At 38.0% G+C, this 25,670-nt stretch carries 27 protein-coding genes and 1 pseudogene; 16 read left to right on the top strand and 12 right to left on the bottom strand.

The window, feature by feature from the left end; genetic code table 11:
- Positions 1 to 213: 213 nt before the first annotated feature.
- The 7 genes and pseudogenes from plsY to PN471_RS17655 form a co-directional block, all read right to left on the bottom strand.
- Complete coding sequence (gene plsY / locus PN471_RS17685) at positions 214 to 894, bottom strand: glycerol-3-phosphate 1-O-acyltransferase PlsY (protein WP_271777967.1); 681 nt, start codon at positions 892 to 894, stop codon at positions 214 to 216.
- A gap of 252 nt (positions 895 to 1,146) precedes the next feature.
- Entirely contained in the window at positions 1,147 to 2,343 is a 1,197-nt protein-coding gene (locus tag PN471_RS17680) for a DUF3086 domain-containing protein (protein WP_271777966.1), read from the bottom strand.
- A gap of 105 nt (positions 2,344 to 2,448) precedes the next feature.
- A complete protein-coding gene (iscB, locus tag PN471_RS17675) occupies positions 2,449 to 3,732 on the bottom strand; it encodes an RNA-guided endonuclease IscB (protein WP_271777965.1) in 1,284 nt (427 codons plus the stop codon).
- 332 nt (positions 3,733 to 4,064) lie between these two features.
- Complete coding sequence (locus PN471_RS17670; RefSeq protein ID WP_271777964.1) at positions 4,065 to 4,454, bottom strand: DUF3119 family protein; 390 nt, start codon at positions 4,452 to 4,454, stop codon at positions 4,065 to 4,067.
- Between the two features lie 111 nt (positions 4,455 to 4,565).
- Positions 4,566 to 5,795, bottom strand: coding sequence for an RNA polymerase sigma factor SigC (gene sigC, locus PN471_RS17665; RefSeq protein ID WP_271777963.1), 1,230 nt, complete (start codon positions 5,793 to 5,795; stop codon positions 4,566 to 4,568).
- A 530-nt stretch (positions 5,796 to 6,325) separates the two neighbouring features.
- The gene (locus tag PN471_RS17660; protein ID WP_271777962.1) at positions 6,326 to 7,315 is read right to left on the bottom strand and encodes an NAD(P)H-dependent glycerol-3-phosphate dehydrogenase; all 990 of its coding nucleotides are present in this window, start codon (positions 7,313 to 7,315) and stop codon (positions 6,326 to 6,328) included.
- 90 nt (positions 7,316 to 7,405) lie between these two features.
- Positions 7,406 to 7,616: pseudogene (locus tag PN471_RS17655) on the bottom strand (IS5/IS1182 family transposase); the annotation flags it as partial.
- Positions 7,617 to 7,793: 177 nt separating this feature from the next.
- On the opposite strand from PN471_RS17655, the gene PN471_RS17650 reads away from it, so the two are divergent.
- The 16 genes from PN471_RS17650 (at position 7,794) to PN471_RS17575 (ending at position 21,638) form a co-directional block, all read left to right on the top strand.
- Positions 7,794 to 8,348 carry a sporulation/spore germination protein gene (locus PN471_RS17650; protein WP_271777961.1) on the top strand — a complete coding sequence of 185 codons (555 nt, stop codon included), beginning with the start codon at positions 7,794 to 7,796 and terminating at the stop codon, positions 8,346 to 8,348.
- A 403-nt stretch (positions 8,349 to 8,751) separates the two neighbouring features.
- Positions 8,752 to 9,099, top strand: coding sequence for a hypothetical protein (locus PN471_RS17645; RefSeq protein WP_193894746.1), 348 nt, complete (start codon positions 8,752 to 8,754; stop codon positions 9,097 to 9,099).
- A gap of 91 nt (positions 9,100 to 9,190) precedes the next feature.
- Complete coding sequence (gene ycf46, locus PN471_RS17640; RefSeq protein ID WP_193894748.1) at positions 9,191 to 10,702, top strand: stress-responsive protein Ycf46; 1,512 nt, start codon at positions 9,191 to 9,193, stop codon at positions 10,700 to 10,702.
- Positions 10,703 to 10,845: 143 nt separating this feature from the next.
- A complete protein-coding gene (locus PN471_RS17635) occupies positions 10,846 to 11,196 on the top strand; it encodes a DUF1257 domain-containing protein (RefSeq protein WP_015081375.1) in 351 nt (116 codons plus the stop codon).
- A gap of 207 nt (positions 11,197 to 11,403) precedes the next feature.
- Positions 11,404 to 13,119: a GTPase gene (locus PN471_RS17630; RefSeq protein WP_271777960.1), complete on the top strand. Its 1,716-nt coding sequence runs from the start codon at positions 11,404 to 11,406 to the stop codon at positions 13,117 to 13,119.
- Between the two features lie 42 nt (positions 13,120 to 13,161).
- The gene (locus tag PN471_RS17625; RefSeq protein ID WP_271777959.1) at positions 13,162 to 13,455 is read left to right on the top strand and encodes a hypothetical protein; all 294 of its coding nucleotides are present in this window, start codon (positions 13,162 to 13,164) and stop codon (positions 13,453 to 13,455) included.
- A gap of 21 nt (positions 13,456 to 13,476) precedes the next feature.
- Entirely contained in the window at positions 13,477 to 15,138 is a 1,662-nt protein-coding gene (locus PN471_RS17620; protein WP_271777958.1) for a GTPase, read from the top strand.
- A 229-nt stretch (positions 15,139 to 15,367) separates the two neighbouring features.
- Entirely contained in the window at positions 15,368 to 15,640 is a 273-nt protein-coding gene (locus tag PN471_RS17615; RefSeq protein WP_271777957.1) for a hypothetical protein, read from the top strand.
- Positions 15,640 to 16,092 carry a type II toxin-antitoxin system VapC family toxin gene (locus PN471_RS17610; protein ID WP_015081370.1) on the top strand — a complete coding sequence of 151 codons (453 nt, stop codon included), beginning with the start codon at positions 15,640 to 15,642 and terminating at the stop codon, positions 16,090 to 16,092. Before PN471_RS17615 ends, PN471_RS17610 begins: the two co-directional genes overlap by 1 nt.
- 277 nt (positions 16,093 to 16,369) lie before the next feature.
- The gene (locus tag PN471_RS17605) at positions 16,370 to 16,600 is read left to right on the top strand and encodes a type II toxin-antitoxin system HicA family toxin (RefSeq protein ID WP_271777956.1); all 231 of its coding nucleotides are present in this window, start codon (positions 16,370 to 16,372) and stop codon (positions 16,598 to 16,600) included.
- Positions 16,597 to 16,827 (top strand): type II toxin-antitoxin system HicB family antitoxin, encoded by a 231-nt coding sequence (locus tag PN471_RS17600; protein WP_015081367.1) that lies wholly within the window; start codon positions 16,597 to 16,599, stop codon positions 16,825 to 16,827. Before PN471_RS17605 ends, PN471_RS17600 begins: the two co-directional genes overlap by 4 nt.
- A gap of 94 nt (positions 16,828 to 16,921) precedes the next feature.
- Complete coding sequence (locus PN471_RS17595) at positions 16,922 to 17,578, top strand: DUF488 domain-containing protein (RefSeq protein WP_271777955.1); 657 nt, start codon at positions 16,922 to 16,924, stop codon at positions 17,576 to 17,578.
- Complete coding sequence (locus PN471_RS17590) at positions 17,565 to 18,020, top strand: DUF488 domain-containing protein (RefSeq protein WP_271777954.1); 456 nt, start codon at positions 17,565 to 17,567, stop codon at positions 18,018 to 18,020. The genes PN471_RS17595 and PN471_RS17590 overlap by 14 nt, the downstream gene beginning before the upstream one ends.
- 158 nt (positions 18,021 to 18,178) lie before the next feature.
- Positions 18,179 to 18,928 (top strand): dual OB domain-containing protein, encoded by a 750-nt coding sequence (locus tag PN471_RS17585; protein ID WP_271777953.1) that lies wholly within the window; start codon positions 18,179 to 18,181, stop codon positions 18,926 to 18,928.
- A gap of 237 nt (positions 18,929 to 19,165) precedes the next feature.
- Positions 19,166 to 19,888, top strand: coding sequence for a ribonuclease III (gene rnc, locus PN471_RS17580; RefSeq protein ID WP_271777952.1), 723 nt, complete (start codon positions 19,166 to 19,168; stop codon positions 19,886 to 19,888).
- A 388-nt stretch (positions 19,889 to 20,276) separates the two neighbouring features.
- Positions 20,277 to 21,638 (top strand): hypothetical protein, encoded by a 1,362-nt coding sequence (locus PN471_RS17575; RefSeq protein ID WP_271777951.1) that lies wholly within the window; start codon positions 20,277 to 20,279, stop codon positions 21,636 to 21,638.
- Positions 21,639 to 21,709: 71 nt separating this feature from the next.
- Here the strand turns inward: PN471_RS17575 and PN471_RS17570 are convergent, their stop codons facing one another.
- From PN471_RS17570 to PN471_RS17550, 5 genes are all read right to left on the bottom strand, one after another.
- A complete protein-coding gene (locus PN471_RS17570) occupies positions 21,710 to 21,997 on the bottom strand; it encodes an RNA recognition motif domain-containing protein (RefSeq protein WP_271777950.1) in 288 nt (95 codons plus the stop codon).
- Positions 21,998 to 22,135: 138 nt separating this feature from the next.
- Positions 22,136 to 22,441 carry an RNA recognition motif domain-containing protein gene (locus tag PN471_RS17565; RefSeq protein ID WP_271777949.1) on the bottom strand — a complete coding sequence of 102 codons (306 nt, stop codon included), beginning with the start codon at positions 22,439 to 22,441 and terminating at the stop codon, positions 22,136 to 22,138.
- Positions 22,442 to 22,581: 140 nt separating this feature from the next.
- Positions 22,582 to 22,881, bottom strand: a complete 300-nt coding sequence (locus tag PN471_RS17560) for an RNA recognition motif domain-containing protein (protein ID WP_271777948.1) — start codon at positions 22,879 to 22,881, stop codon at positions 22,582 to 22,584.
- Between the two features lie 280 nt (positions 22,882 to 23,161).
- The gene (locus tag PN471_RS17555) at positions 23,162 to 24,160 is read right to left on the bottom strand and encodes a peptidoglycan-binding domain-containing protein (RefSeq protein ID WP_271777947.1); all 999 of its coding nucleotides are present in this window, start codon (positions 24,158 to 24,160) and stop codon (positions 23,162 to 23,164) included.
- 19 nt (positions 24,161 to 24,179) lie between these two features.
- Positions 24,180 to 25,670 (bottom strand): cobaltochelatase subunit CobN (locus PN471_RS17550; RefSeq protein WP_271777946.1); only part of this gene is annotated, 1,491 nt, incomplete at its 5' end.

Genomic DNA, 25,670 nt, shown 5'->3' with positions numbered 1-25,670 from the left:
TGCAGCCTACAAAACAAAAAACAAATCTCAAAACCAAAGAACCGTGGGGCGCACGGTCTTAAAGCTCAGTTAATGTCCTCATAGAGGAGTCACTGAGAAGCCCACACTCACCTGAAAGGGAGTGTGTGGAGTACGTCACAAGTCAGGGAATTAATTCCCTGTCTAAAAGCTAAAGTCGGTTTAAACCGACTATTGGGAAACCAGGAAAAGGTTCTAAGTAACTTGTTCTGTTTGTGTTTCTACTTTTTGACCAATTTTTGGTTCTGTTCCCGCAATTAATCGCTCAATATTGGTGCGATGACGGATAATTACATATAAACCGCCAGTAAAACCCAGAAGAATGTAGGCTAATGGTTGATGGAAAATTACCATAAAAATGGAAACTGCTATAGCCCCAGAAATAGAACTTAAAGATACAATTCTAGAAATGGCAATGACTACTGCAAATACTCCTAATGTTGATAATCCCACCTGCCAATTTATAGCTAGTAAAATTCCCACACCACTAGCTACAGATTTACCACCAGTGAAGCCAAGAAAGATTGATTTACTATGTCCTAAAAGGGCAGCTAACCCGGCTAAGGTGACTAAATAAGGTTGCCAAATTTGGGGATTGACAGTTGGTGGAATTGAGTTTTGACTATAAGCAATGTTAAATAAGGCATAACCTAAGTTTATGGCTAATACTCCTTTTAAAGCATCAATTAATAACACAAATGCCCCTGGGACTTTACCCAAGGTTCTCAAAACATTAGTTGCACCTGTTGAACCAGAACCAACTTCCCGAATATCAATTCCTTTTAATAGCTTACCTGCTAGATATCCAGTTGGAAAAGAACCAAGTATGTAAGCTAATAAAACTACCACTCCACACAAACTTAACCAAAGAAACATAAATTTGTTAGTTGTTAGTTGTTAGTTGTTAGTTGTTTTACTAAGAGGGTGTTTGAAAAGTCTAATTTATTACTTGCAAGGGCGACTAGAAGTCGCGGAACCACACAGACGAAACCCACCTTCGTGGGTTCAAAAGCCTTGATTTTTCCTTAGTCCACGCAGGTGGACTTTGTTTGTGTAGTAGCGATTTCTAATCGCCGGAAACTTTTCAAACATCCTCTAATGACCAATGACCAATGACCAATGACCAAATTAAAAATCATCATCAAAATCTCGATCTTTCATGGTTTTTGGGTCAGGGGCAAAAGCTAACCAGAGAGGGAATTGTAGTAACGCTAAACTAATTTGTTCCTCAGAATCATCAATGATAATTAAAGGCATTTGGTTAGCTTTAACTAATCTCTCGGCTTTTTGGGCTAAAGCTGTCGGTGCTTCAAATAATACCACTCCTCTGTCGGGTCCAAAATCGGGACGACCGATACCTAAACAATCTTGTAAACCGCGTCGCCATTCGCCTAAACGTTCTGGAGTATTTGCTAAAATTAGGGTTCGCACGGGATAGCTTCGCTCGCCGGAGGCATCGCCATATAATTGATGTAATATAGAAATTGCCGATGAAGCAATGAGAATATTTTGTAAACGGCTACCCATTGTCCGCAAAGCACCCCGTCCACCAAGAGTAAATAACCAATTTGAGATTTTTTCGGCGTGAATTGGTTCAAAGGTGCGGCGTAACTGCCAAGGTGGTCCATAATAATCTGGTTGGTTGCGGTATTGGTCAAGTAAGCGCCGGATTTTTTTAGTAGTGTCCTGAAACTGCTGTTGACCAAGTTGCGGCATTTCCAATTGTTCTTGCACAGGTTTAGCTTCTTTCGGCGCTGGCTTTTCCCGTTCTCGTACAGGTTGTACAAGCTGCATTTGTTCTGCTGCTGATGCCAAATCCTGTAAACTGCCTGTGAGATAGTCTTTAAAACCTTGTACCCGAATTGCTATATCTTGAGATGTGCCGGCAAAGGTTGTCCGCATTTCATTACGAATTCGTTCCTGACGACGTTCGAGTTGTTCGACAGAAATTTGTAAGGCTTGTTTGCGTTGTTCTAACTGTGATAATGAATCTTGAACAATTTGCGAGAGTGCGGTTTGAGTTACACCAATTTGCGTCCGAAGGGTGGCATAAGTAGTTTCCAATTGAGCAATTTCTGCGCTAAGTTCTGATGACTTTTGCTGTAATTGGGCTAATCTTTGTTCTGCTTGTGTATGTAGTGAATCTTCTGCTTCTAGTTCTGTTGTTGCTGTTGTTGTTGACGTTGCCAATTCACCAGATACTTGAGTTTCTAATTGTAAATCGGTAGATGGTTTTTCTGGGAGTTCATTTGTGGGGGGTTGCACTTCTATTTGTTCTAACCACTCATTTATGGGTTCTGGGGTTGGAGATTCTTCTGGGTTCATAAGACTTCGCGGTAAGAGGGAAACTCAGCGTCTTTAGACCTGAGAGGGATGGTTCGACGCAGCTCACCAGCCACGACACGGGCGGTAACAAAGGCGTTGAATCTTTTAATTTGAGTAGCTATAACCATCTTTTTTGTGGATAGTTTTACAGATTTTATAACTAATTCCTTGAACTAATCCATTTCTAGTTGAAATATTGAAACTTCCAGTAGCACGGGTTGCTATTCTTCCAATATATTCACCAACTTTTTTACCAGTTTTGACAACTGATTTAACAATGTCTCCTGTTTGAAAACCAAAATGAAATTTAGTTCTAGAACAGTGGCGATTTGGAAAACCAAATTTATCGGTTCTGCAAGATTGTCTAGAACCGTGACCATTAGCTGTAATTAGCAATGGCTGAACACCTTTGATATTGAGAATTGGAGTTGATTGACCAACACAAGCAGCGTCAATCCAGTGAGTCTTCTCTAGTTTCTTTTGACTACGATTGAATTTAGTTAAACCTCCTGAACCGGTTTCTACAGGTAGTCCAGTTGCTTTTAAAACGAATAGTAATGCAAAACGAGTTGTGTTTACTGCGGCTGCATCAGCTAATGGTCTTTTTGCTTGTTTCAAGATTTTTTCCAATTTTGATGGGTCTTTCTTGAGGAAGTCTTTGATATCTTTCGTTCCTTTTTTTGTGTTACATTTTTCACAACTTAAAGCGAGGTTTGTAATTGAATTACTACCACCCTTAGCTCGTGGATGAATGTGTTCAACTTGAAAAGGAACGTCTTTCGCACCGCAGTAGGTGCATTGCCTACCCCACTTTTCTAGTAAGTATTCTCTGGTTTCGTAACCAGCTAATGTTCCTTGCTGGTATTCCTTGCCTTGAATATCAGGATTAGCCATTAACTGCATATCAAACCGTACCAATTCTTGACTAATAGCCTCAATTCGTGCAAGGTTACGCAACTTCTTAACCCAAGTTTTGATATTCTCAATTCGACTTTGTAAGCTTGGTGCTAACCATCCCTCTGGACAAGTTCTATTTAAGAATCTTGGTTGTCTGTAACGAGTTTTTCTAGTACGCCTAGAACGTCTTAATTGTTGTCTAGAAGTTAAAGCATCTCGAATTGCAAAACCTCTATGTTTTAATTCGGCTGCAAATACAACCTCACCAGTTAAGTCTTTTACTAATGCAATTCCTGTTGTTTTAGCTCCAGGGTCAAGCTTTAATCTCAAAGGAGAAACAGGAGAATCAGAACGCGATTCTTTGAGGATAATTGTGAATGGAAATCGTCTAAATATGGCTACTTTTTTGTTTCTTAATAGTTGTCTAGCTTGTGCTGAATGAATTGGATCTAGTGGTCGTTTGTCGGTGTCAATTACAAATACTTTGGACATAAAGTCCCTCCTTGCGGGTAATGTTAGCCTCGTCAATGTTTTAAGAGCTTGTTAGACTTGCAACACTGTTTCAGTGACTTTAAAACTGTTTAATTGCAAATGACAGAGCAGGGAACTGGCTATGCCTGAGGGCACGCTTACGCGAACGCATTCCAGGGTGTCGTGACTCAAAAAACGTAGTCAGTGAAGACTTAGACTGGTCAGTACAGCTTGCAATTTCTTACAAGCTCAGTCCCTTTAGGGCTGAGTTACTGACAAACAACTATATAAATTTTCCATGATACAAAAAATATCTTTCTTGAAATATCCAATTAATTGACTAGGGAAAATATCTAATCAATGGGTGGACAACGTTCTTCTAGACAAGATTTTAAGGTTTTGGGGTCAAATAAAATTGGCAAAAAGTGAATACTGTTCACTTCTTTAAAATAGAACAAAATGGGAACCGGATTCCAGAATATTCGCCAATTTTGCCATTCTTGGTAAGGAAAACGCCTAATTAACTTCTCGCCTCTATAAAGATCAAAGTCAGTCGAGGTAAATTGAAAGCGTAGTGTTACAGCTTGCAACATCAAAAACAAGCCCAATAGCGTTAATATTCCCCCCAGCCAAGGTTGTACTAATAGTACAGGAATAGCACCCACGACTAAAACAATAGGAATATTGTAACTTGGCTTGAGTTCTACTGTTGATATGGTGTTAGGTGTGAATGAACTATGCAAAATCTTTTTCTCCTATTTCTATAATTCGTAATTCTTAATTACTCTATCTGGCCTCTTGCCCCTTGCCCCTTGCCCCTTGCCCCTTGCCTCTTGCCTCTTGCCTCTTGCCTTCTATAACGACTCTAGATAGTCGCGGACTAGGTTACGACGTTTGGGTTGGCGAAGTTTTTGTAAAGCCTTGGATTCAATTTGTCTGACCCTTTCCCGTGATAAATCAAGGGCGCGACCAATTTCTGCTAAAGAGTAAGCATGACCATCGGACAAACCAAAGCGCATCGAAATAACATCCCGTTCTCGACTGGTTAAATCATCCAGAAGATTATGCAAATCCTTATGTAAAGATTCTCGCATTAACATCTCCTCTGGCGTAATCGTATCAGTCTCCAGCAATTCTCCTAATTCAGTATCTTTATCCTTACCTACCTTCGTTTCCAAAGACACAGACCGAGGAACTCTCAATAGCACTTCCCGGACTTGGATAGCTGTCATATCCAACTCAATGGCTAGGTCTTCTAAAGTCGGAGTGCGACCTTTTTCTTGGGCAATTTTCCGTTGCGCCTTTTTAATTTTGTTGAGTTTTTCGGTAATATGGACAGGTAGGCGAATAGTGCGGCTAGAGGTAGCGATCGCCCTGGTAATACCTTGACGAATCCACCAGTAAGCATAGGTACTAAAACGATAACCCTTTGTAGGATCAAACTTCTCAACGGCCCGTTCTAAACCTAAAGTCCCTTCTTGTACCAAATCCAATAATTCCAAACCCCGATTTTGGTACTTTTTGGCAACGGATACCACCAGGCGCAAATTCGCCTTAATCATGTGCGATTTGGCTTGTAGTCCTTCAGCTTGCACTTGCTCTAATTCTTCAACGGTTAAATTAGCAATTTCTGCCCAGCGTTTTTTCCCATTGGCTAAAGTCGGCTTGAGATCAGGTAAATTTATCCCCGCAGTAGTCGCCCATCTTTCCAAAGAAGGGCGGTGTCCTAATTCTGATTTCAACCGCTCCTGTACCTCAATTAACCGCGAATAAGGAGCAATTACAGCGTCTCCCTCAACAGCAGCAGCACTAAGCAATAACCGCATTCGTAAATATCGTTGTACTTTTTGGGCTTCAGCGACTTCTTCATCTCGTCCTAACAAGCGGACTCGACCAATTTCTTGCAGATAGAGCCGCACCAAATCTGTGCTACGTCGGTTAGTTTGCGCGGCTAAGGACAAATCAGACTCAACAGCAGCCATGTCTAAATCTGGCAAATCATCATTATTGATTTCAATATCCAAGGGTAGACTAGGATTTTGCCCTTCGTGGGCGGCATTTTTATAAAAAGATGTTGCTGGCATGATGTCTCAAATGGCTCCAAGTAACAATAGATTAGGGTCAGCTAAAATTACGGTCAGCTAATTAACTGTTGCTATTCCGTAATTTCGTCATGAAATAACATAGTTTGGGCTTCACTGTACAATTCTTTGCAAAACTTTGTAATAGTCCAAACAGATCGAAGAGAAGAAAACTTAATTTATCAGCTTTTGGACTGTTTTAACTGGATACTTATTTTCGCCACGGTATACTAGATCAGAAAAATACATTTTTAATGAGTTGTTCGTTGCTAGTAGTTGTGTACTTGAAAGAATGTCTCTGTAAATTTTTAGCCAGAGTTTATATTAAGAGTTATTTAGTCAACACTACCATGTTTAGAGATATTGAAGGTTATTTTTTTAACTGTTTATCAAGATAACATCTAGTTGTCATGATGTTTATAAACTACATAGTTATATTTACATCACTCAAAAAGTAATTTCCTGACAATTTGATAAATTTTTTCCAGGGATTTCGCGGTAATCGTTTAATTTCAATTGAACACCTTACACTATCAGCATTTCTCCCCTGTTTGCCATATTTGTTCTGTCGGGAAATTATCAAATTCGGGCTTGATATCTCGTAACATCAGTTGATCTAATGCAAGTCTTGGTGTAACTTCTCCTTCCAGCAGTTGGTAAACTTGCTCGGTAATGGGAATAGTAATACCTTGTTGTTGGGCGATTTCCATTAATACCCGACAAGTATTCACACCTTCGGCTGTACCTGGAAGATTTGCCATAATTCCTTCCAGGGTCTTTCCATTAGCTAATTGATAACCAACTTGATAATTGCGACTTAAGGGGCTATTGCAGGTTGCTAATAAGTCCCCTAGACCAGATAAACCATAAAATGTTTCCGGTTTCGCACCTAAAGTCTGACCTATTCGCACCATTTCGGTTAAGCCACGAGTGACTAAGGCGGCTTTGGCATTTGTGCCTAAGTGTAACCCATCACATACACCTGCGGCGATCGCGATCACATTTTTCAGTGTTCCCCCTAATTCTACGCCCACAGGGTCAGGATTAGTATAAACACGAAAGCGACTGGAGGAAAATACTAGTTGGACTGTTTGGGCAGCATTGGTATTTTTACTTGCTACTACCGTTGCTGCTGGTAATTCCTGGGCAATTTCCTGGGACAAATTCGGACCTGATAAAACCACCACTGGATGATCAGGAAAAGCTGCTTGCCAAATTTGCGAAGGTGTGTATGTAGTGTGTGGTTCTAGTCCCTTGGTTGCGGTGACAAAGATTGTTTCTGGAGATAGGGGACAAGACTCCACCATAGAAGCCACATCTCTCACCCCTTTCATGGAAATAGCCGACAAGATTACTTGAGCATTTTTATGCTCTAATACTTTTTCTAGAGGTTGGCAGTCAGAACGTGACCATAAATGCACCTGATTACCATTAATTACTGCTAATTTAGCCAGGGCTTTACCCCAAGCACCCCCACCAAGAATAACGACAGATTTTAAATTTTGGATTTTGGGATTGGTCATATTAGTGAAGAGTTTAATGTTTATGCAAGTGTTTGTATAAATAGGGCTTGCTGAAAAGGTGGAAAAAGGCAAAAAAAATTGACCAGGTAATTAGGCAAAAGCAAAGATAAGTTTTTGTTGTTTAGAGTTAGGCAAAACATTACTTTTACTAATCAAATTAGAGAAAAAAGAGGTTATTTGCAAAAATTGCCATAAAAACCCACAAAAAACCCTTGACAGTAAGGTAGAAAGATTCATAACTATAAAAGTAAGAGCAATAGCAGTCTCCAGAGGTATGAGGAAGTTTAGCCATGACTCTACTTCCACTGACAAAGGACACTAATAAATAATTTTTTCTAGTACAACACGGCGTAAATCAACCGACCATTCTCAATTGACATAAAATAGTAGGGGCGGAAAAGTAGTTATCATTGATATTCAGGTTTTTTCTGTCCTTCCCCTGATGAATTGTCTTGTAACAATCAAACGGAATTGCTATATGTATAATTACAAACAAACTATTTTATCATTATTTTTAGTCGTGTCCTCCACTGTTATTAGCAGTTGTGATTCTAGCAATACTGCTGATAACCCAACTCCAGAAACAATACCAAATAGCAAAATTAACCCCAGTCCCCCCAAGAAACCACAGAAGTCTCCCACTCCCAAAGTTGAGCTATATTCTAATAATAAAGCCATTTCTGGTAAAACTACTAACGTCACCGTATACACAAGTGATGCTCAATGTCAAGAGCTAATTCCTCAAAAAGCTGACGTTTCCGCAGCAGCACCCATGAATGAAGCCATAGGTAAAATATTCAAAGAACAGAGCACAGCAGATTTCAGCGTATCTGGTTATCGTATTAATGTGAAAAACGGTGTTGCGATTGTTGATCTCCGCATCTCACCAGATTCCAAAAGACAAGTATCTTCTCTGTCTAGTTGTGAACAGTTTGCGTTGTTTAGCAGTGTCCGCAAAACATTAATTAGTAATTCTCAGTGGAAAATCAAAGATGTCCGCTTTACTGAACGGGGGGAAGATATTACCCTCTAACAATAGCTTGTCCATTTTCTGCTTTGTTGGGTTAAGCGATCGCGCAACCCAACGCTTATGTTGGGTTTCATGCTTTTTCCAATTTGGACAAGGTATTACTCTAAGGAACGTGAATTTATTAACTTACAACTCTTGGTAACGACAGTCTAAGTATGCCTTGCTGAATAAAGCTGAAACCATTTATTAATAAGGATTTTGATCATAAAAAAGTGTAAGGTTTTGGCTGATGATATTTCTAAATAGGTTTAACAAATTACCTATTTTTACCACTATCTCACGGAGTTAACTTAGTTATATTGCGAAATGTAACAAAGTTGCCATTAAAACGCTTTACCATCTTGACAACCAAGAAAAGAGGCGATAAGGTGGTATACATACCCGGGTAAGACCACCAGAAAGTTGTATGCAAACTAAGCAAAAGGTTACGTTATATTTATCACCCGAACTGCACAGAAAACTTAAAATTCGTTCTGCCGTTGACTCAGAACCGATGTCAGACCTCGCAGAACGGGCGCTCAGTTTCTACCTGACCAACTCAGAAATAGTAGAAGAGATAGAAGCGTCTTCCCATGGGCGAACTCACCGGGTTTATTCCTGTCCCACTTGTGAATCTTCACTTATATTGCGTGATGGCGAACTAGTGAACTTGGGCAACCAACCAGGAATCATCGGCCAAGATCATCTATCTATTGATGGCAGAGAAAAAGAGGAAACCCATCCCAAGGGTGAGGAAGAATTAGTTCCTTGTTAGGTAGGAATTATTAGTGATTAAATAGTCTGGCTTAACGCCACGCTATCTCTGGTTGGTACTGTCTCTATAAGGTCTCAAGTAGGTCGATAGTATGAAAGAAGAGCTCAATATTTTAATTCAAGCTCAATACCCTTTAATCTACCTTGTGACCTCCGAGGAAGAGCGGGCAGAGCAGTCAATTTTTAAAGTTTCCCAAGATTTAAAACCCCAAAGACGAGTATATATTTGGACAGTAACTCACGGTATCGTCGAGTACGGTCAACCCCGGAACACAACTCAACACAATACTGTTTCTCCTGAGGCAGCGATTGATTGGATTATTCGGCAAAAAGAACCCAGTATATTTATTCTTAAAGATTTACACCCCTTTATTGATGCGCCGGCAACAACCAGATCGCTCCGGGACGCGATCGCTAGTTTTAAAGGAACGCAAAAGAACATTATCTTAATGTCTCCTGTGCAGCAAGTTCCGATTGAATTAGAAAAAGAAGTTGTTGTTTTAGATTTTCAACTGCCTGACATGGCTGAGTTAAATAAAGTTTTAACTGCCCATCAAGAGCAAAATCGTGGACAACGGCTGACAACCGAGGCGCGAGAAAAGCTACTCAGAGCCGCTTTAGGTCTAACTAAAGATGAAGCTGAGAAAGTCTACCGCAAAGCACAGGTAACAACTGGGCGATTGACAGAAGATGAAGTTGATATCGTCTTATCCGAGAAGAAACAACTCATCCGCCGTAATGGAATCTTGGAGTACATCGAAGAAGATGAAACCATTGATGCTGTTGGTGGCTTAGAAGAATTAAAAACCTGGCTGACCCAACGCTCTAACGCCTTTACAGAAAGGGCGAGAGAGTATGGGTTGCCCCAACCAAAAGGAATGTTAATTCTTGGTGTTCCTGGTTGTGGTAAGTCACTCATTGCTAAAACTACCTCCCGTTTATGGGGTTTACCAATTCTGAGATTAGATATGGGGCGGGTCTACGACGGCTCAATGGTGGGTCGAAGTGAAGCCAACCTGCGGAACGCCCTGAAAACAGCAGAATCAATTTCCCCCACGATTCTGTTTATTGACGAATTAGATAAATCCTTTGCGGGTAGTGGTGGTTCGGGCGATTCTGATGGGGGGACATCAAACAGAATTTTCGGCTCTTTCCTGACTTGGATGCAAGAAAAGAAATCTCCAGTTTTCGTTATGGCGACTGCTAACCGTGTAGAACGCCTACCTGGAGAGTTTTTGAGGAAAGGTCGCTTTGATGAAATTTTCTTTGTGGATCTGCCCACACCGGAAGAACGTCAGGATATCTTTGGTATTCACCTGACTAAACGGCGGGAGGAAATTGCTAGATTTGATCTAGAACAACTAGCAAAAATGTCCGATGGCTTTTCCGGGGCAGAAATTGAACAAGCGATCGTGGCGGCTATGTATGAAGCCTTCGCCCAAGATCGGGAGTTCACCCAATTAGATATTATTGCTGCATTAAAGTCTACTTTGCCGCTGTCACGAACGATGCAAGAACAGGTCACAGCCTTAAGGGACTGGGCCAGACAGCGTGCTAGACCCGCAGCCTCCGCTGTCGCTGAATATCAGCGCATGGAGTTTTAAAAGCTTTCCTCTGCTGTTTGTCAGGGGGAAAGGTTAGTCACAAGGCTAACAGATAGAAAAAAGCCGTTCCCAAATCATGCGGCTTCGCTGAAAAAGAACCGTTGTCGTTTTTCTCATCAATCTTCTTATTGGAGGAAACCCAAATGTCTCACTTTAGCACTCTGCGTACCAAGATCACCGATGCCGAAATTCTCAAATCTTCTTTGCGCGACTTAGGTATCAGCGTTAAGACTGAAGCTGATGTCCGTGGTTATAACGGTCAGCGTCTCCGTTCCGACATCGTTGCTGTATTGGAAGGCGAGTACGATCTAGGTTGGTCTCGTAACAGTGACGGTTCTTTTGACCTGATTGCTGACTTATGGGGTGTTGCTAAGAAGCACAACCAGACCGAGTTGATCAACTCTATCAATCAAAAATATGCCGTTAACAAGACTTTGGCTGAAGTAAAACAGCGCGGTCTGCAAAATGCCAATGTTAAGTTGGTATTGCAGTAACAATTTCTGTAGCGCGTTCCCAAAGTGAAACGGGTTAACCTTCTAATAAGCGGTTAGCCCGCTTTTTTTGTCTTTATTTGTCTGAATCAGGATATCCAGGATTTGAGGATGTACAGGATTTTGTCCAAATATACTTAAATATGGGTAATTAACACTATAATATGTCTAATATTCGACTAATGAGACTTAGGCAACAAAGACTACTTTATGAAAATTGATACAGAAGCGATCGCTCATAGTCTTAACCAATCCTTTACCTTAGACGGCATTATTGTCAAAGTCTCTGTTAAAAATGATTGTCTCAAAATAGCCCTGGAGTCAGTAGCAGTTACAAAAAAAGATCAACTGTTACCAGTTATCATGAGAGAAATAGCCAATTTCAAATTAACATCCATTAAAACTGTAAAAATTTACGGAAAACAAATCAAAACTTTTGATCCAAATTGGTATCATAATTTTGATTTACAGCCCGAAAATAATTATGAGTGTTCTCAATCTGAATTTAAAGAGGCATTAAAAAACTGTTCAAAGACAGCGAACTCTGCTTATAATCGGAGTATTAGATATGCAAAGAAAATAGAAATAGTAATTACACAACTTAATAGCGATCTTAAAGCTGTTAGCCATGAAATTTTAAAAATCAAAGGTTCTGAACAATTTCAATTTAAAGAAACACTCAAACAAATTCAACTTGATATTAAAAATATATCTGAAGATAGTTTAGAAGATTTGGTTATTTTCTTAGATAAGAAAAGAAAACATCTCAAAGATTTTACAGTTGCTTTATTTGGCAGAACTAAAGCTGGTAAAAGTACCTTACGAGAAACACTAACTCGCGGTAATGGTAGCACAATTGGTAAAGGTTCACAACGCACAACCAGAGATGTAAAAGAATATTTTTGGCAAGGTTTACGGTTACTTGATACACCTGGAATTGAGGCTTATCAAGGTAATGATGATACAAATAAAGCTAATGATATTATTGATCAGTCTGATATTGTTTTGTTTTTAACCAGTGATGATTCTGTGCAACCTGGTGAATTTCAAGCAATGGCACAATTGCAACAAATTAATAAATACTTTGCTGTAATTCTCAATGTTAAACATGATATTTCTAATAACTTAGAAGATTTACAGATGTTCATTGATATTCCAGAAATGGTATTTGATGAAGATAGGTTATCACAACATAAACATCATATTCAAAGTCACATTCAAGAATATTTGCATTTAGATAATGTAGATATAGTTCCTATTCATGCTCAATCTGGTTTTTTAAGTACGCAAGCAGAATATCAAGAGTATAGCAGTCAACTTTGGCAGTTGAGTAAAATAGAAGAATTATATTCTTTAATTGCTTATCAAATTTATACTAATGGTCAAGATTTACGCTTATCAACTTTCGCTGATAGCTTGGAATATTTTATTAAGTCAATTGATCAAAAATTAGCTGCTGCAAAATCTCAGTTATCTGTTCAGTTAAACTTTCTGGAACAGAAGCAAAGAGAAATCGAAAAGATATTTGCAGAAATCGAAAAAGAAGGTGATAGAAAAATTAAAGATAAATGTGACTCTTTATATGATCTGATAGAAAATCAAATAGGTAGTTTTGTTGATCAATATTCAGATATGGATATCAATGGAAGACAGAGAGAATGGAAGAAAATAGTTAATGAAAAAAATATTGAAGAAACTATGAAATCTTGCATAGAGGCAATATTTTCAGATTTAGGAGAAAAACTCAAGGAATTTGAACAGGAATATGAATATGATCTGAAGAATATTCAGATTGACATGGCAATGAATTTTAGTAACATCACCAAAGATGATACAGGAAAGTTAATAAAACGGGTTGGTGTAGGTATTGGTGCTGTGGGTGCAGCACTTTTTGTAGCAGCAAATTGGTGGAATCCAGGAGGGTGAGTTGTTGGAGCAGGGATAGTTGCTACTGTTGCTAGTATAGGTATGAGTGTTGCTGGTGACAGGGAAAAAGCAGATGATGATAAAAATTATAAAAAGGATATTGCAAAAGAAAAAGATTCACTGAAAAAACAGGTAAAACAAAAAAGAGAAATTACAATAAAAGCCTATCAAGATTCATTTTCTGAGAATATAATTGAATATGAAATTAAAGTGGTTTCTCAAATGAAAATATATATTCAGGGATTATGGGAAATAATTCAAAAATTAGATGATAGTTGCCATGAAATTGCAGAAATAAACAAACAAATGCAAGAAGATTTTGATAAATTAAAATAACTACATCAGGAGAATAAAACAATGTCAAGTTTTCAATTTAATGCTAAATCCCAGAAAGTTAACCAACTTTGCCAAGAAACAATAGATATTTTAGAAATTCGGACAGAAGATGAAGTTAAAAAATTAGTTGATGATTTTCAAAATTTTTGGCAAGAATATCAACAACAGAAACAACTATCTATTGCTTTTATCGGACAGTACAATGCTGGTAAATCCACCTTAATTAAAGCATTAACTGGAGATGAAAGCGTGAGAATTAGTGCAGAAATATGTACTGATCAAGTTACAGAATATGCTTGGCAAGATGTATTACTATTAGATACACCAGGAATTTATGCAGGTAATACAGAACATGATGATATTACCCTAGAAAGAATTTCTAAATGTGATTTATTGGTGTTTGTCGTTCCTAATGAATTATTTAACCCCCAAGGTGCAGCATTTTTCCAAACCGTAGCTAACCAAATGCAAAGAGTTGGACAAATGGTGCTAGTAGTTAATAAAATGAGTCGTGAATCAGGAAGTCCCCAAGATTTATTATCAACAATTACACAAGTTATAGAACCATATTATCCTCAACAATTCTACACCTGTTTTATTGATGCTGATTCCTACCTCAAATCCCAAGATCCTAAATATATCAAATATCAGCAATCTTTACAAACTAAATCTAATTTTAATGATTTTCTGGATTCTCTGCAAAAGCTAATTCAAAAAAATGAACTTTCCGCTAAATTAGTTACTCCTTTACATCGTGCTGTTGATACTCTGGAGAAATCAGTAAACTTTTTAAGTACAGGTGATAAAACAACTCGTGATTTATTAGAGATATTACGACGCAAAAAAAATATAATACAAGCATCTCAAACTAGAGCGAGAAACGCTTATCGTTCTGAATTAGCTAAACTTAAATATGAAGTGATCATGCTAAGTGAAAAAATAGCTAGTATGATTGATGGACACCATACGAAGGAAGAAATTGAAGTAGAAGTAGAAAAAGTCACAAAGGAAATTACCACTTTTTCAGAGAAGATAATAGGAAAAATTCAAGCTCATTTACAAGAAGAATTAATAAATCTACAAAATAAATTAGAAGAACTGCAAAACTCTCTATTAGGTAAAACTATTGCTAGGGAAATAACTATTGATTTGGTAGATGGTAAGAGGATTAATGATCCAAATATTCCTGATAAATTTGGAAAATCAATCTTAGAAAAACAAGGTGGTAAAATCTTGGAAGAACTTGGAAAATTATCATCCAAAGTATCCAGAGATTTAGTTTATAATATAGGAAAATTTCTGGGTTTTAAATTTAAACCTTGGGGTGCTGTTAATGGTGCTAAATTCATTAAAGGTTTAGGACCATTTATTGCTGGTGCTGGTGTCTTATTTGATGCAGCTATGACAGCAAAAGAAGAATACGATGATCAAGAAAACCAACGTCAGCTACGTAATGCTAGAAACCATGTAAGAGAAGAGTTTAGAAAGGTAGCCGAAGAAATGGTAGAAAAGTATGAATTAAACATTGAAGAAGCTATAAGTTTCTATGATGAGGAATTAAATGATATTGAAAATAATCAGCAAGAATTGAGGAATTTTGACCAGTCCAAACATGAGATTTTAACTCAAATTGAGAATAAACGTCAGGATATAAAACAGGAGATTAAACAATTAATCAAGTAGTATATCCCCGACTTCTCAAATAATTCATCTATAACATGATATGATTAATCAAAGAAGTTAGGTATCTTTAAACATCCTGTAAATCCTTAAATCCTGGATATCCTGATTCTGACAAATAATTTTTGCAATAAAGTTTTCAGAAACCCGAATTTATGCTATAAATTCTATAGGATCACAATCAGTTTTTATAAAAGTAAAAAATATTAATTGTAATTAGGAGGTCAAAATTATGAACTCTCTTGAACTCAGACAAAAAATCGAACAAAATCTATTAACTATTTCACCAGAAAATTTGAAATTTATTGATGAATTTGTGGAATTTATTAAATATAAACAAGAAACAAGTTTATCAGAAAAAACTAACTATAGGCCATCTTCAGGACGTTCAATTTTGCGTCATGCTGGTACATGGGTAGGGGATGACTTGGAAGAATGTCTGAAGTTAGTCTCTGAAACTAGAGGTAAAGTGAAAATTAATAATCGTATTAATCCTTTTGAGTGATGTATCTTTTAGACACTAATCATTGTAGTTTAATTTTTCTGAAAAATCAGACGGTTCTTGATTATATACAGGAAGTTGGAGAAACCGATATAGCTACTACTATCATAACAGTAGGTGAGCTAACTTATATGGCAGAAAATTCTAGTTATAAGGAAGAAAATTTAACTCGTATTGAGCAATTTATCGCAGATATTAGAATTTATTATGTAGATGATGTAACTGCTAAAATTTATGGACAAATAAAAGCAGGATTAATTAACAAATTTGGACCAAAGCAAAAAACTAAACGGCAAACGACTAAAATCACTCAATTAGGTTTTGATGAAAATGATCTTTGGATAACAGCAATAGCAATTCGTAATCAATTAACGTTAGTTTCGGCTGATACTGATTTTATCAGAATCCAAACTGTAATTGGTTTTTCTTTAGAAAATTGGAGAGATAATCAATAATTGATTGTCTGATAGCGTGGCGTAGCCATATCAGGATTTTTTGATTTGATTTATCTTAGTCATTGATAATTTTGCTAGAATGTGAGAACTGATAGACACTAGGTAAATTTGAGGGTTTATTGGTTGAATAATCGGACAAAATGATTTGGATTATAATCTATCATATTAATCTTATCATCATCCTGTAAATCCTTAAATCCTGGATATCCTGATTCAGACAATGATTATGTTGTACAGAGATAGCATACAATATAAAATGGGAGTGTGGTAATGAGAAATGCCGAAGAAAATAAGAGAACTGAAGGGAATAGTAGCAAAAGTTGGATATCTCCTTCAATCAGGTAGAGGTAAAGGAAGTCATACTTACTGGAAACATCCCTTATTACCGGAAGAACCATTAACCATACCGGGAAAAGATGGAGATGATGCTCCGCTATATTTAGAAAAAAACATTCAGCGGGTGCTGAAAAAGCTGGAAGAACTAGAAAATAAGGAAGGTGAAGAATGATTTATCACTACAGCATGGTAATTCAATGGTCTCAAGAGGATCAACTTTTTTTAGTTCACTTACCTGAATTTCCCTGGCAACAGTTTCATACACATGGTAAAACTTACGAAGAAGCTGCTAGAAATGGTCAGGAAGTAATTGAGGCTTTTGTTGAGATGCTTACTCAAGAAAATCAAGTATTACCAGAACCCCGAATGCTTCCTACAAAACCGTTGCAAGTTGCCTAGTTCAGTGTAAAAAGTATAGTTGCATTTTGACATTATAACGGTTAAAATGCCTGTAAATAATTGTAATTAATGTTATTCCCGATAATAACAAATTATGAAAACATTCACTATTGGTCATTCCAATCATGCAATTGAAACATTTATCGAACTGTTACACCGACATCAAGTAACAGCCTTAGCTGACGTGCGTTCTAGTCCTTATAGTCGCCGATTTCCTCAATTTAATCAATCAGCATTAAAAGCAGCCTTGAAAACCGCAAATATCGCTTATGTTCCCCTGGGAGATAACTTAGGCGCTCGTCCCCGTGATAGAAACTGTTATGTAGAGGGTATGGCTCGTTATGATTTAATTGCGGCAACAGAGGCTTTTAAAATTGGTTTAAATCGTCTAATTCAAGGTTCAGAAAAATATCAAATTAGTTTAATGTGCGCTGAACAAGATCCTATTGTTTGTCATCGAGCTATTTTGATTTGTCCACATTTAAAAAATGCTGGTTTAGAAATTCAGCATATTCATAAAAATGGAGATTTAGAAACAAATGAAGATTTAGAAAATCGGGTATTAAAACAGAATAATTTATATAAAGTTTTGTCTGATTTGCAAAATTCTGTTAAACAGCTTTCTCTATTCGATTTACAACCTATCCAAACCCTAGGAAAACCTCTTTCCCGTGCCGAGTTAGTAGAAAAAGCATATCAATTACAAAGTGAAAAAGTAGCTTATACAGAAACAACAGATGATGATGAATGAACAAATTAATTTATTTACTATTGGCTTTACTCAGAAAAAAGCCGAGCAGTTTTTTGAGACTTTGATAAAAGCAGGTGTGAAACGAGTTATTGACACTCGCTTAAATAATGTTTCTCAACTTGCGGGATTTGCGAAAAAGTCAGATTTACAATATTTTCTCCAGAAAATTGGCGGAATTGAATATATCCATATTCTTGATTTAGCTCCCACAAAAGACATTTTAGATGCTTATAAAAAAAAAGAAATAACTTGGGATAGCTATGAACATAAATTTAACCAATTGATTACACAAAGACAAATTGAAAGGAAGTTATTTATAGATATGATAGATAAAAGTTGTTTATTGTGTAGTGAGTTAAAACCCCATAATTGTCATCGTCGGTTAGTGGCTGAATATTTGCAAAGTAACTTAGAAAAAAATATTAAAATTCATCATCTTTAAGTAAGTAGGTTAGCCTTGAAAATCGTCGTTATGGCAAGGCAAAAGGCAAGAGGCAATAGTGAAGAGGGTTTGGGGGATTTTACTTTTCTTTACACAGATTGATTTTATTGTGTTCACCTACTTATAATATTATTTAAGGTGCTAATTAAAGTTTAACAATGCTGACGTTTGATATTATTTGTATTGCTAAATCCACTAAGCATGGCGGAATTTGTCTTGCAGGTATTAAAACCGATGGTACAGGGTGGTTACGACCAGTTTCTAACAAAAAAGATGGAACTCTATATCCAGAACATTATAAGGATAGGAATGGTAGAGAGGTGCAATTATTTGATGTGGTAAGAATTCCTATAATTAGACATGAACCAAAATGTCATCAGCCAGAAAATTATCTGATTCATTATAGTTATAAATGGCAGATTTTAGGACAAGCTACTTTAGAACAAGTACGAAAATTAATTAAACCAGAAATTAAAAGAAATTCTTCTGAACCTAAATTATTGGGTAATTTTGGGAAACGTATCCGTTATGAAGATCTACAAATATCCCAGATTAGATATTCATTAATAATGATTAATTCAGAAAATTTAAAATGGGAGATCAAATATAATTCTGCGAATAAGAAAACTTGCAGATGTCTTTTTTATTTATGTAATCATTTTTATGATTTACCAATTACAGATCCAATTTGGATAGATAAACTTGATTTTTTAGAAATGGGAATATATTCCTGCGAAGAAGTCATAGAAAAACTCAACTTGGAAAATTTTGAACCTGATAAATTTAGATTAACAATAAGTTTAAGTGAACCTTTTCAACCTTCATTTCAAAGTGAGGAAATATTTTGTTATAAATTAGTGGCATCTGTTATTAATGTTACGGATGTTGCTAAACGTCTAGGATGGTAAATATTCCCAAATGATTTAATAATCGGGGAACTTAAAAGTAAAAAAAGAGACTAAGAGCCTTGGAGTGTAACTAATGCTAACTGCAAGACTAGCGATCGCCAATTCCACATTCTCCACATAGTTCAACTTTCGAGAATATTGACACTGTAAGTTTTTGCACAAAAAACAACTTTTATTTATACCCTATAATTTAATGCTAAGTTAAGAGTGATTAGCCCTTTTTTCCCAACTTACTCAATGTCCCGCGTTTATCCCCGCCGTCAACGGCAGCTTGAAAGTTTAGTCCAAAAGTTAGGTTTGTCACTAAATGCACCTATTAAATGGGAATTGTTAGATTTAGCACTCACTCATCCCACGGTTTCTGATACTGCCAACTATGAACAGCTAGAGTTTGTTGGCGATGCAGTGGTACGCCTAGTGGCTGCCGTGGTATTATGGGAACATTATGCTGATTGTTCAGTTGGTGATTTTGCGGCTATTCGCTCGGTGTTGGTGAGCGATCGCATTCTCGCCCAATTAGCAAGAGAATATGGTTTAGAATTATATTTATTGGTGGCTGGTAGTGCTACGGCTGATCATATCGGCCAAGAATCACGATTAGCAGACTCCTTTGAAGCCGTTCTAGGGGCACTCTACCTTAGCACCAACAATCTTAACCTAATTCGTCCTTGGTTAGATACCCATTTCCAACAGCTAACCACAGAAATTCGTCTTGATCCTGCCAGACTCAATTATAAAGCAGCCTTGCAAGAATGGACTCAAGCACAATTCAAAGTCCTTCCAGAATATCGAGTTTTAGAAATTAGTCAACCCCACCGTACTCATGAACGCTTCTTTGCTGAAGTTTGGCTACATGAAAAAATGTTGGGACAAGGTAAAGGACGTTCTATTAAAGCCGCTGAACAAGCGGCTGCGAAGGAGGCCTATTTGCTAATTAGCACCCCACTAAAAGATGAGTAATAATAACAACCAAAGTCGTCAAAACATCAATTAATCATAAAACTCACCCCACACAGGTGTTTTACTCCTGCTAGATTTTCCAAACGCTGACTTTAGTAGAAAATAAACTACACAAAATTCTCCAATTTATACCAAATTTTAGGATTACTATTTCTTGGTGATCATAATCACTGATGTTTCTTAATTAAAAATTTAAGATTAGGCAATACCTTGTCCACTTCATGTTTAGTTCTCAGTGAAGTCCTATGTTATGTGGTAAAATATCCGCAGCAGCATTAGAATAAACTGTACAAATTAAAAAATCATCCTAAAACCGGGTTTATACGGTTAATAGTTTTAAGAAAACATATAAAAAATTACATCGATTCCAGGTTATAGGTAATGAAAAGTGAGAAACAGAATTGATATTAACCCAGATAAAACAGTTCCCCAAGCACATTCAACGAAATTAATTGGTCGAAAATTGGACTATGATCACCATTACCATGACTGTTACCATGAAGAACAGTTAATCTATCAACACTTACTAAACTTAGTGGGAAAAGAATCTCCCAACCAAATGTTGGATAGATTTCGGGCATTATTTATTGAAAGAGCGAATTATCCTGAACCAGAAATTATCTCAATTTTAGACAAGATTACCGCATCTAAGCACGCATCTGAAGAATTTCAGTTTTTCCTGAATCGGTGTTGCCATATTCTCATCAACTACTGGCACATGAACCCCCTGCTACATAGTGCAATTGACGATTTGATAGGTTTATTTAATGCTATACCTACTACTTATAAAATTAACAATTTACGTTGCCGCGAAATCAGCCGTTTACGGGAATTAGTTAAACAGTTTGTCAGCAGCGAACAGTATTTAATTTTAAAGAGATTTACTCAAGTAGTAAATGAGACTCATCCTGTAGCTAAGAGGCAAGATAATCAACCACTGATGACCTTAATTCGCCGTTATCCTTATCTATATGAACATTGTTTAATGAACGACAACTCCACTATTGAACAAAAAGAAACTGTTAAACATTTTCAATCACAGGTACAAAAGAAATTTGAAATTGATTTATCACAATATGTAACTTATAAAGTGCGGCAAATTCAGTCATTGCAAAACACTTCAACTGCTGAAGCTAACAGAATTTTGCGCCCCATAGATAATCCTACATTGTTAACTGATAGTGAGTTATACACCACATTAAAACATTTTGTGGGTAAAGTTGAACATGGCAATACATATCATGAATCTGCCCAACAGTTCATAAAATATGGCGGACAAGCGAAAAATTTTCGTGATTTTAAAGATGATTTATATGAATATTTGATATCTTCTGTAGACAAGCAATACGGGAAAAAACAATTCAACCGAAAACTATATAAATATTTACAAGATATTTTACCTCAAGCCGATGAGCAAAAAATTAATGATTTATTATTAGTGAAAACTTGCAGCAATTTATTAAACTATTTAGTTGTTAATAACCAATCATCACCACAGCACTTTGTTTTCCTAGATTTAATTAGTAATCAAGGAACAGTCCCCACAATGGGATTATTATTAAAAATTGTCCTTATTTGTGGAAAAGTTAAGCCATATTTAGAAAGAAAATTTGCAATTTTGTTTAATCACTATGAATCTTACACCACTGATACTGTTGGCTGGTTAGTGGGAACTTTGGAGCAATTAAATATTGCTTTTAGTATTAATTTTGGTGGGATTGATTTATCATTCTTTAAAAGATTTTGTTAAAAATAAAATTAAAAAAGACAGAGAGCCCCTCTGTCCTCAAAATATGATGCTTAGAGTTTTAATGGCAAAATTTAGTAGCGACCACCATATCCACCACGTCCACCACCACCACGATCTTCTTTGGGTTTAGCTTTGTTAACCTTCAAGTCGCGTCCCAGCCATTCAGCACCATCAAGTGCAGCAATTGCTGCTTCTTCTTCCGCATCTGATCCCATTTCTACAAAAGCAAAACCTCTTACACGCCCAGTTTCCCGATCAGTAGGTATTTGAACTCTCTTAACCTCTCCATATTCTTTGAAAACCTCCGTTAAAGCGTCCACTGTAACCTGATAGGATAAATTACCAACGTAAATTGACATTAAATGGCTCCGAAAACTAAAAAGCTGACTCGTTCTTTAACTACAATATCAGCACCCAGATAAAATCTACTATAGGACTTAAAAAAGACACATATTGTGTGTCTTAATAAAATTACAATCTGTTGTGGATGTTAAAGCTTAGTAACGGTTGCGTCCACCACCGCTACCACCACCATATCCACCACGTCCACTACCACGATCTTCTTTGGGTTTAGCTTTGTTAACTTTTAAGCTGCGTCCCATCCATTCAGCACCGTCAAGTGCTTCAATTGCGGCTGTTTCTTCTGCCTCTTTTTCCATTTCTACAAAGGCAAAACCTCTTTTCCGACCAGTTTCCCGGTCAGTGGGTAGTTGGACTCTCTTCACGGTTCCATATTCTGCAAAAACCCCAGTTAGGTCATTTTCTGTAACCTCATAGGATAAATTACCAACGTAAATTGACATTGAATAGCTCCGAAAACTAAAAAGTTGACTTGTTCCTTAACTACAATATCAGCACTCAGATAAAATCTGCTATGGGACTTAAAAAAGACACATATTGTGTCTGTCTTGATAAAATTATGATTGATTGTGGATGTGAAAATTTAGTAACGGCGAGAATAGCCACCACCGTCGCCACCACGTCCACCACCACCTCGATCTTCTTTGGGTTTAGCTTTGTTAACTTTTAAGCTGCGTCCCATCCATTCAGAACCATCAAGCGCTTCAATTGCGGCTTGTTCTTCTGCATCTGAACTCATTTCTACAAAGCCGAAACCCCTGACGCGCCCGGTTTCTCGGTCAATGGGTAGTTGAGCTTTTTTTACAGTTCCATATTCTGCAAAAACCTGCTTGAGGTCTTCTTCTCCGACTTGATAGGACAAATTACCGACGTAAATTGACATTGAATAGCTCCAGAAATTAAAAAATGGGCATTTACAGTATGAATAAAAGAAATGCCTCAACCATATAATACCAGTAATTAAGGTTTATTTTCTAATTGGGCATAGAAATTTTTTCTCCGGTAGCATAACCCACCTGAGTTCGACATAAGATAATTTTTGGAAAACTGCCCCAAATATGAGTCTCAAACCCTGATGATCTCGTTGAAGAAATCATAACTCTGTTCGCGTAGCGTCTCCGAAGGAGAAACTCCTAACACCGAACTCAGGTGGTAAGAGATTCCTACCTGCTGACTCCTGACTTCTGACTCCTGACTCCTGCGATGTCTTGGAGACTGATACCATAAAATGCTTGAGCGCGACTAATTGCTTTTTGGGTATCAGATGCCATTATGCCATTGATTTGACCTTTATAGAAACCTTTTGCCTGTAGTCGTCTTTGGATTTCTAGGGTGGTGAAATCACTTTTGGCAGAGTTTTTAACTAAACTGTATAACTTAGAACGGGTGGTTTGTCCAGCTAGGCCATTGACTTCTAGTTTGTGTTGTTTTTGAAAGCGTTTGACGGCATCAACGGTGTTAGAACCATAGTAACCATTGGGCTGATTTTGGAGAAATCCGGCGGTGATGAGATGTTCTTGGAGGATTCTGACGGCTTCACCGCGATCGCCTAAACTAAGTATATCTGGGTGATCTGATTTTTGAGAAGTGGTTGTTTGATTTTCATCGGTGACTGCTGGTAATTTGGCTAATGTGGATTGACCGACAACACCATCAACTGTGAGTTGGTAAGCTTTTTGGAATCGTTTGACTGCTTCTTGAGTAATTGGTCCAAAAATGCCTGTGGAATTACCGTAATAAAAACCGGCGATTTTCAAGCGTTCTTGTAGAACTTTGACCTCTGCACCTTCATCACCTTTGCTGAGGAGATTGGGGTTTTTGCGCTTGTTACTGACGGAAATAATATTATTTGGGGTAGTGTTGGTTATCGGGGCTGTACTGATAACTTGGTCATTGGTGATTTCAATTTGAGATATCCAATTTTGTTGGAGATGATTGACGGTAGCAGCGTTGTCATTTTTTTCTAGGGCGAAAACACTACTAACATTATTCAAAATGGATATAGTTATGATCAGGGGAATTATGTATTTCCACGCACTACCAGAAAAGAGTTGCCAGTTTGGTGCGGCGGCTGTTTTAAATAAAGAACTGAGGGATATTAACTCAGTGGTTTCTTCGTCTTGATTGGCAAAAGCTAAATGTAAATACGCAAGATTTTCCATATCCAATTCCTAAATGAAATTATTTTTCTTCGATAGTTGCTTCCGCTTGATGGACTAAATTGCGGAGGTTTTCGAGGGTTTGTATATTCACATCCTGCCATAAGCCGCGTTGGTTTGCTTCTAGTAATCTTTCCGCAATATCGCGTAATGCCCAGGGGTTCTTGTCGTGGATAAATTCACAAACAGTCGGCTCTTCTAAGTATGCTTCGACTATACCTTGATACATATGATCTTCGACGCATTGGGACGTAGCATCGTAAGCGAAGAGAAAATCTACGGTTGCAGCCATTTCAAATGCACCCTTATATCCATGACGCATGACTCCAGCTATCCATTTAGGATTAACGACGCGGGAACGATAAACCCTGGCAATTTCGGCGCTAAGTTGGCGGATTTTGGGCTGGGATGTGTTGGAATTGTCGCCAAAGTAGGTTTGGGGATTTTTACCTTGAAGAGAACGCACGGCTGCGGTTAAACCACCCTGAAATTGATAATAATCGTCGGAATCTAGTAAATCGTGTTCTCGGTTGTCTTGATTGTGGAGAACGATTTGCATTTGCTTCAACCGTTGTTCAAAAGCCTCCACATTCTTATTCTCTGTTCCCTGTTGAGAAGAATAAGGGTAAGCGCTCCAATTGATGTAAGCTTGGGCTAAATCCTGATCATTTTCCCAGTTTTGGGAGGCGATGAGTCCCTGGAGTCCGGCACCATAAGCCCCTGGTTTTGAACCAAAAACGCGATATTGCGATCGCTCTTGGGCTACTTCTAAAGATAAACCTTCTTGAGTCCATTGTGCTGTTTCTTGACGAACTGTATCTGCGAGGGGATTTTGGTCTGGGGGTTCATCTAATGCGGAAACGGCTTTGACTGCTTGATCAAATAAACTAATTAAATTGGGAAAAGCATCCCGGAAAAAGCCGGAAATTCGCAAGGTGACATCCACACGGGGACGACCGATAATTGATAAGGGTAAAATTTCAAAATCTACGACTCGTCGCGCTGCACCATCCCACACGGGTTGCACACCAAGTAAGGCTAAGGCTTCGGCTATGTCATCACCACCAGTCCGCATTGTGGCTGTTCCCCACACGGATAAACCAAGGGTTTGGGGATATTCTCCGTGTTCTTGGGTGTAGGTTTCAATCAGGGTTTCAGCGGCTTTTCGTCCGATATCCCAGGCGGTTTCGGTGGGTATGGCACGAATATCAACGGCGTAAAAGTTTTTACCTGTGGGCAGGACTTCGGGGCGGCCGCGGGTGGGTGCGCCGGAAGCACCGCTGGGAATGTATTGACCATCTAGTCCTCTTAAGAGGTTGGTGGTTTCTTCGGTGGTTTTTCTTAGGGCTGGGAGGAGTTTGTTACTTATCCAATCCAGATGAGGGCGGGGAGACTCCGGAGGGCGGGGAGACTCCGGAGGGCGGGGAGACCCCGGAGGGCGGGGAGACCCCGGAGGGCGGGGAGACCCCGGAGGGCGGGGAGACCCCGGAGGGCGGGGAGCCCCCGCCCCGAC

Origin of the sequence: Aphanizomenon sp. CS-733/32, from assembly GCF_028330045.1 — a bacterium.
Taxonomy (GTDB): Bacteria; Cyanobacteriota; Cyanobacteriia; order Cyanobacteriales; family Nostocaceae; genus Dolichospermum; species Dolichospermum gracile.
Note: the sequence above shows the minus strand (reverse complement) of the source record. Positions and strands in the feature narration are given on the sequence as shown.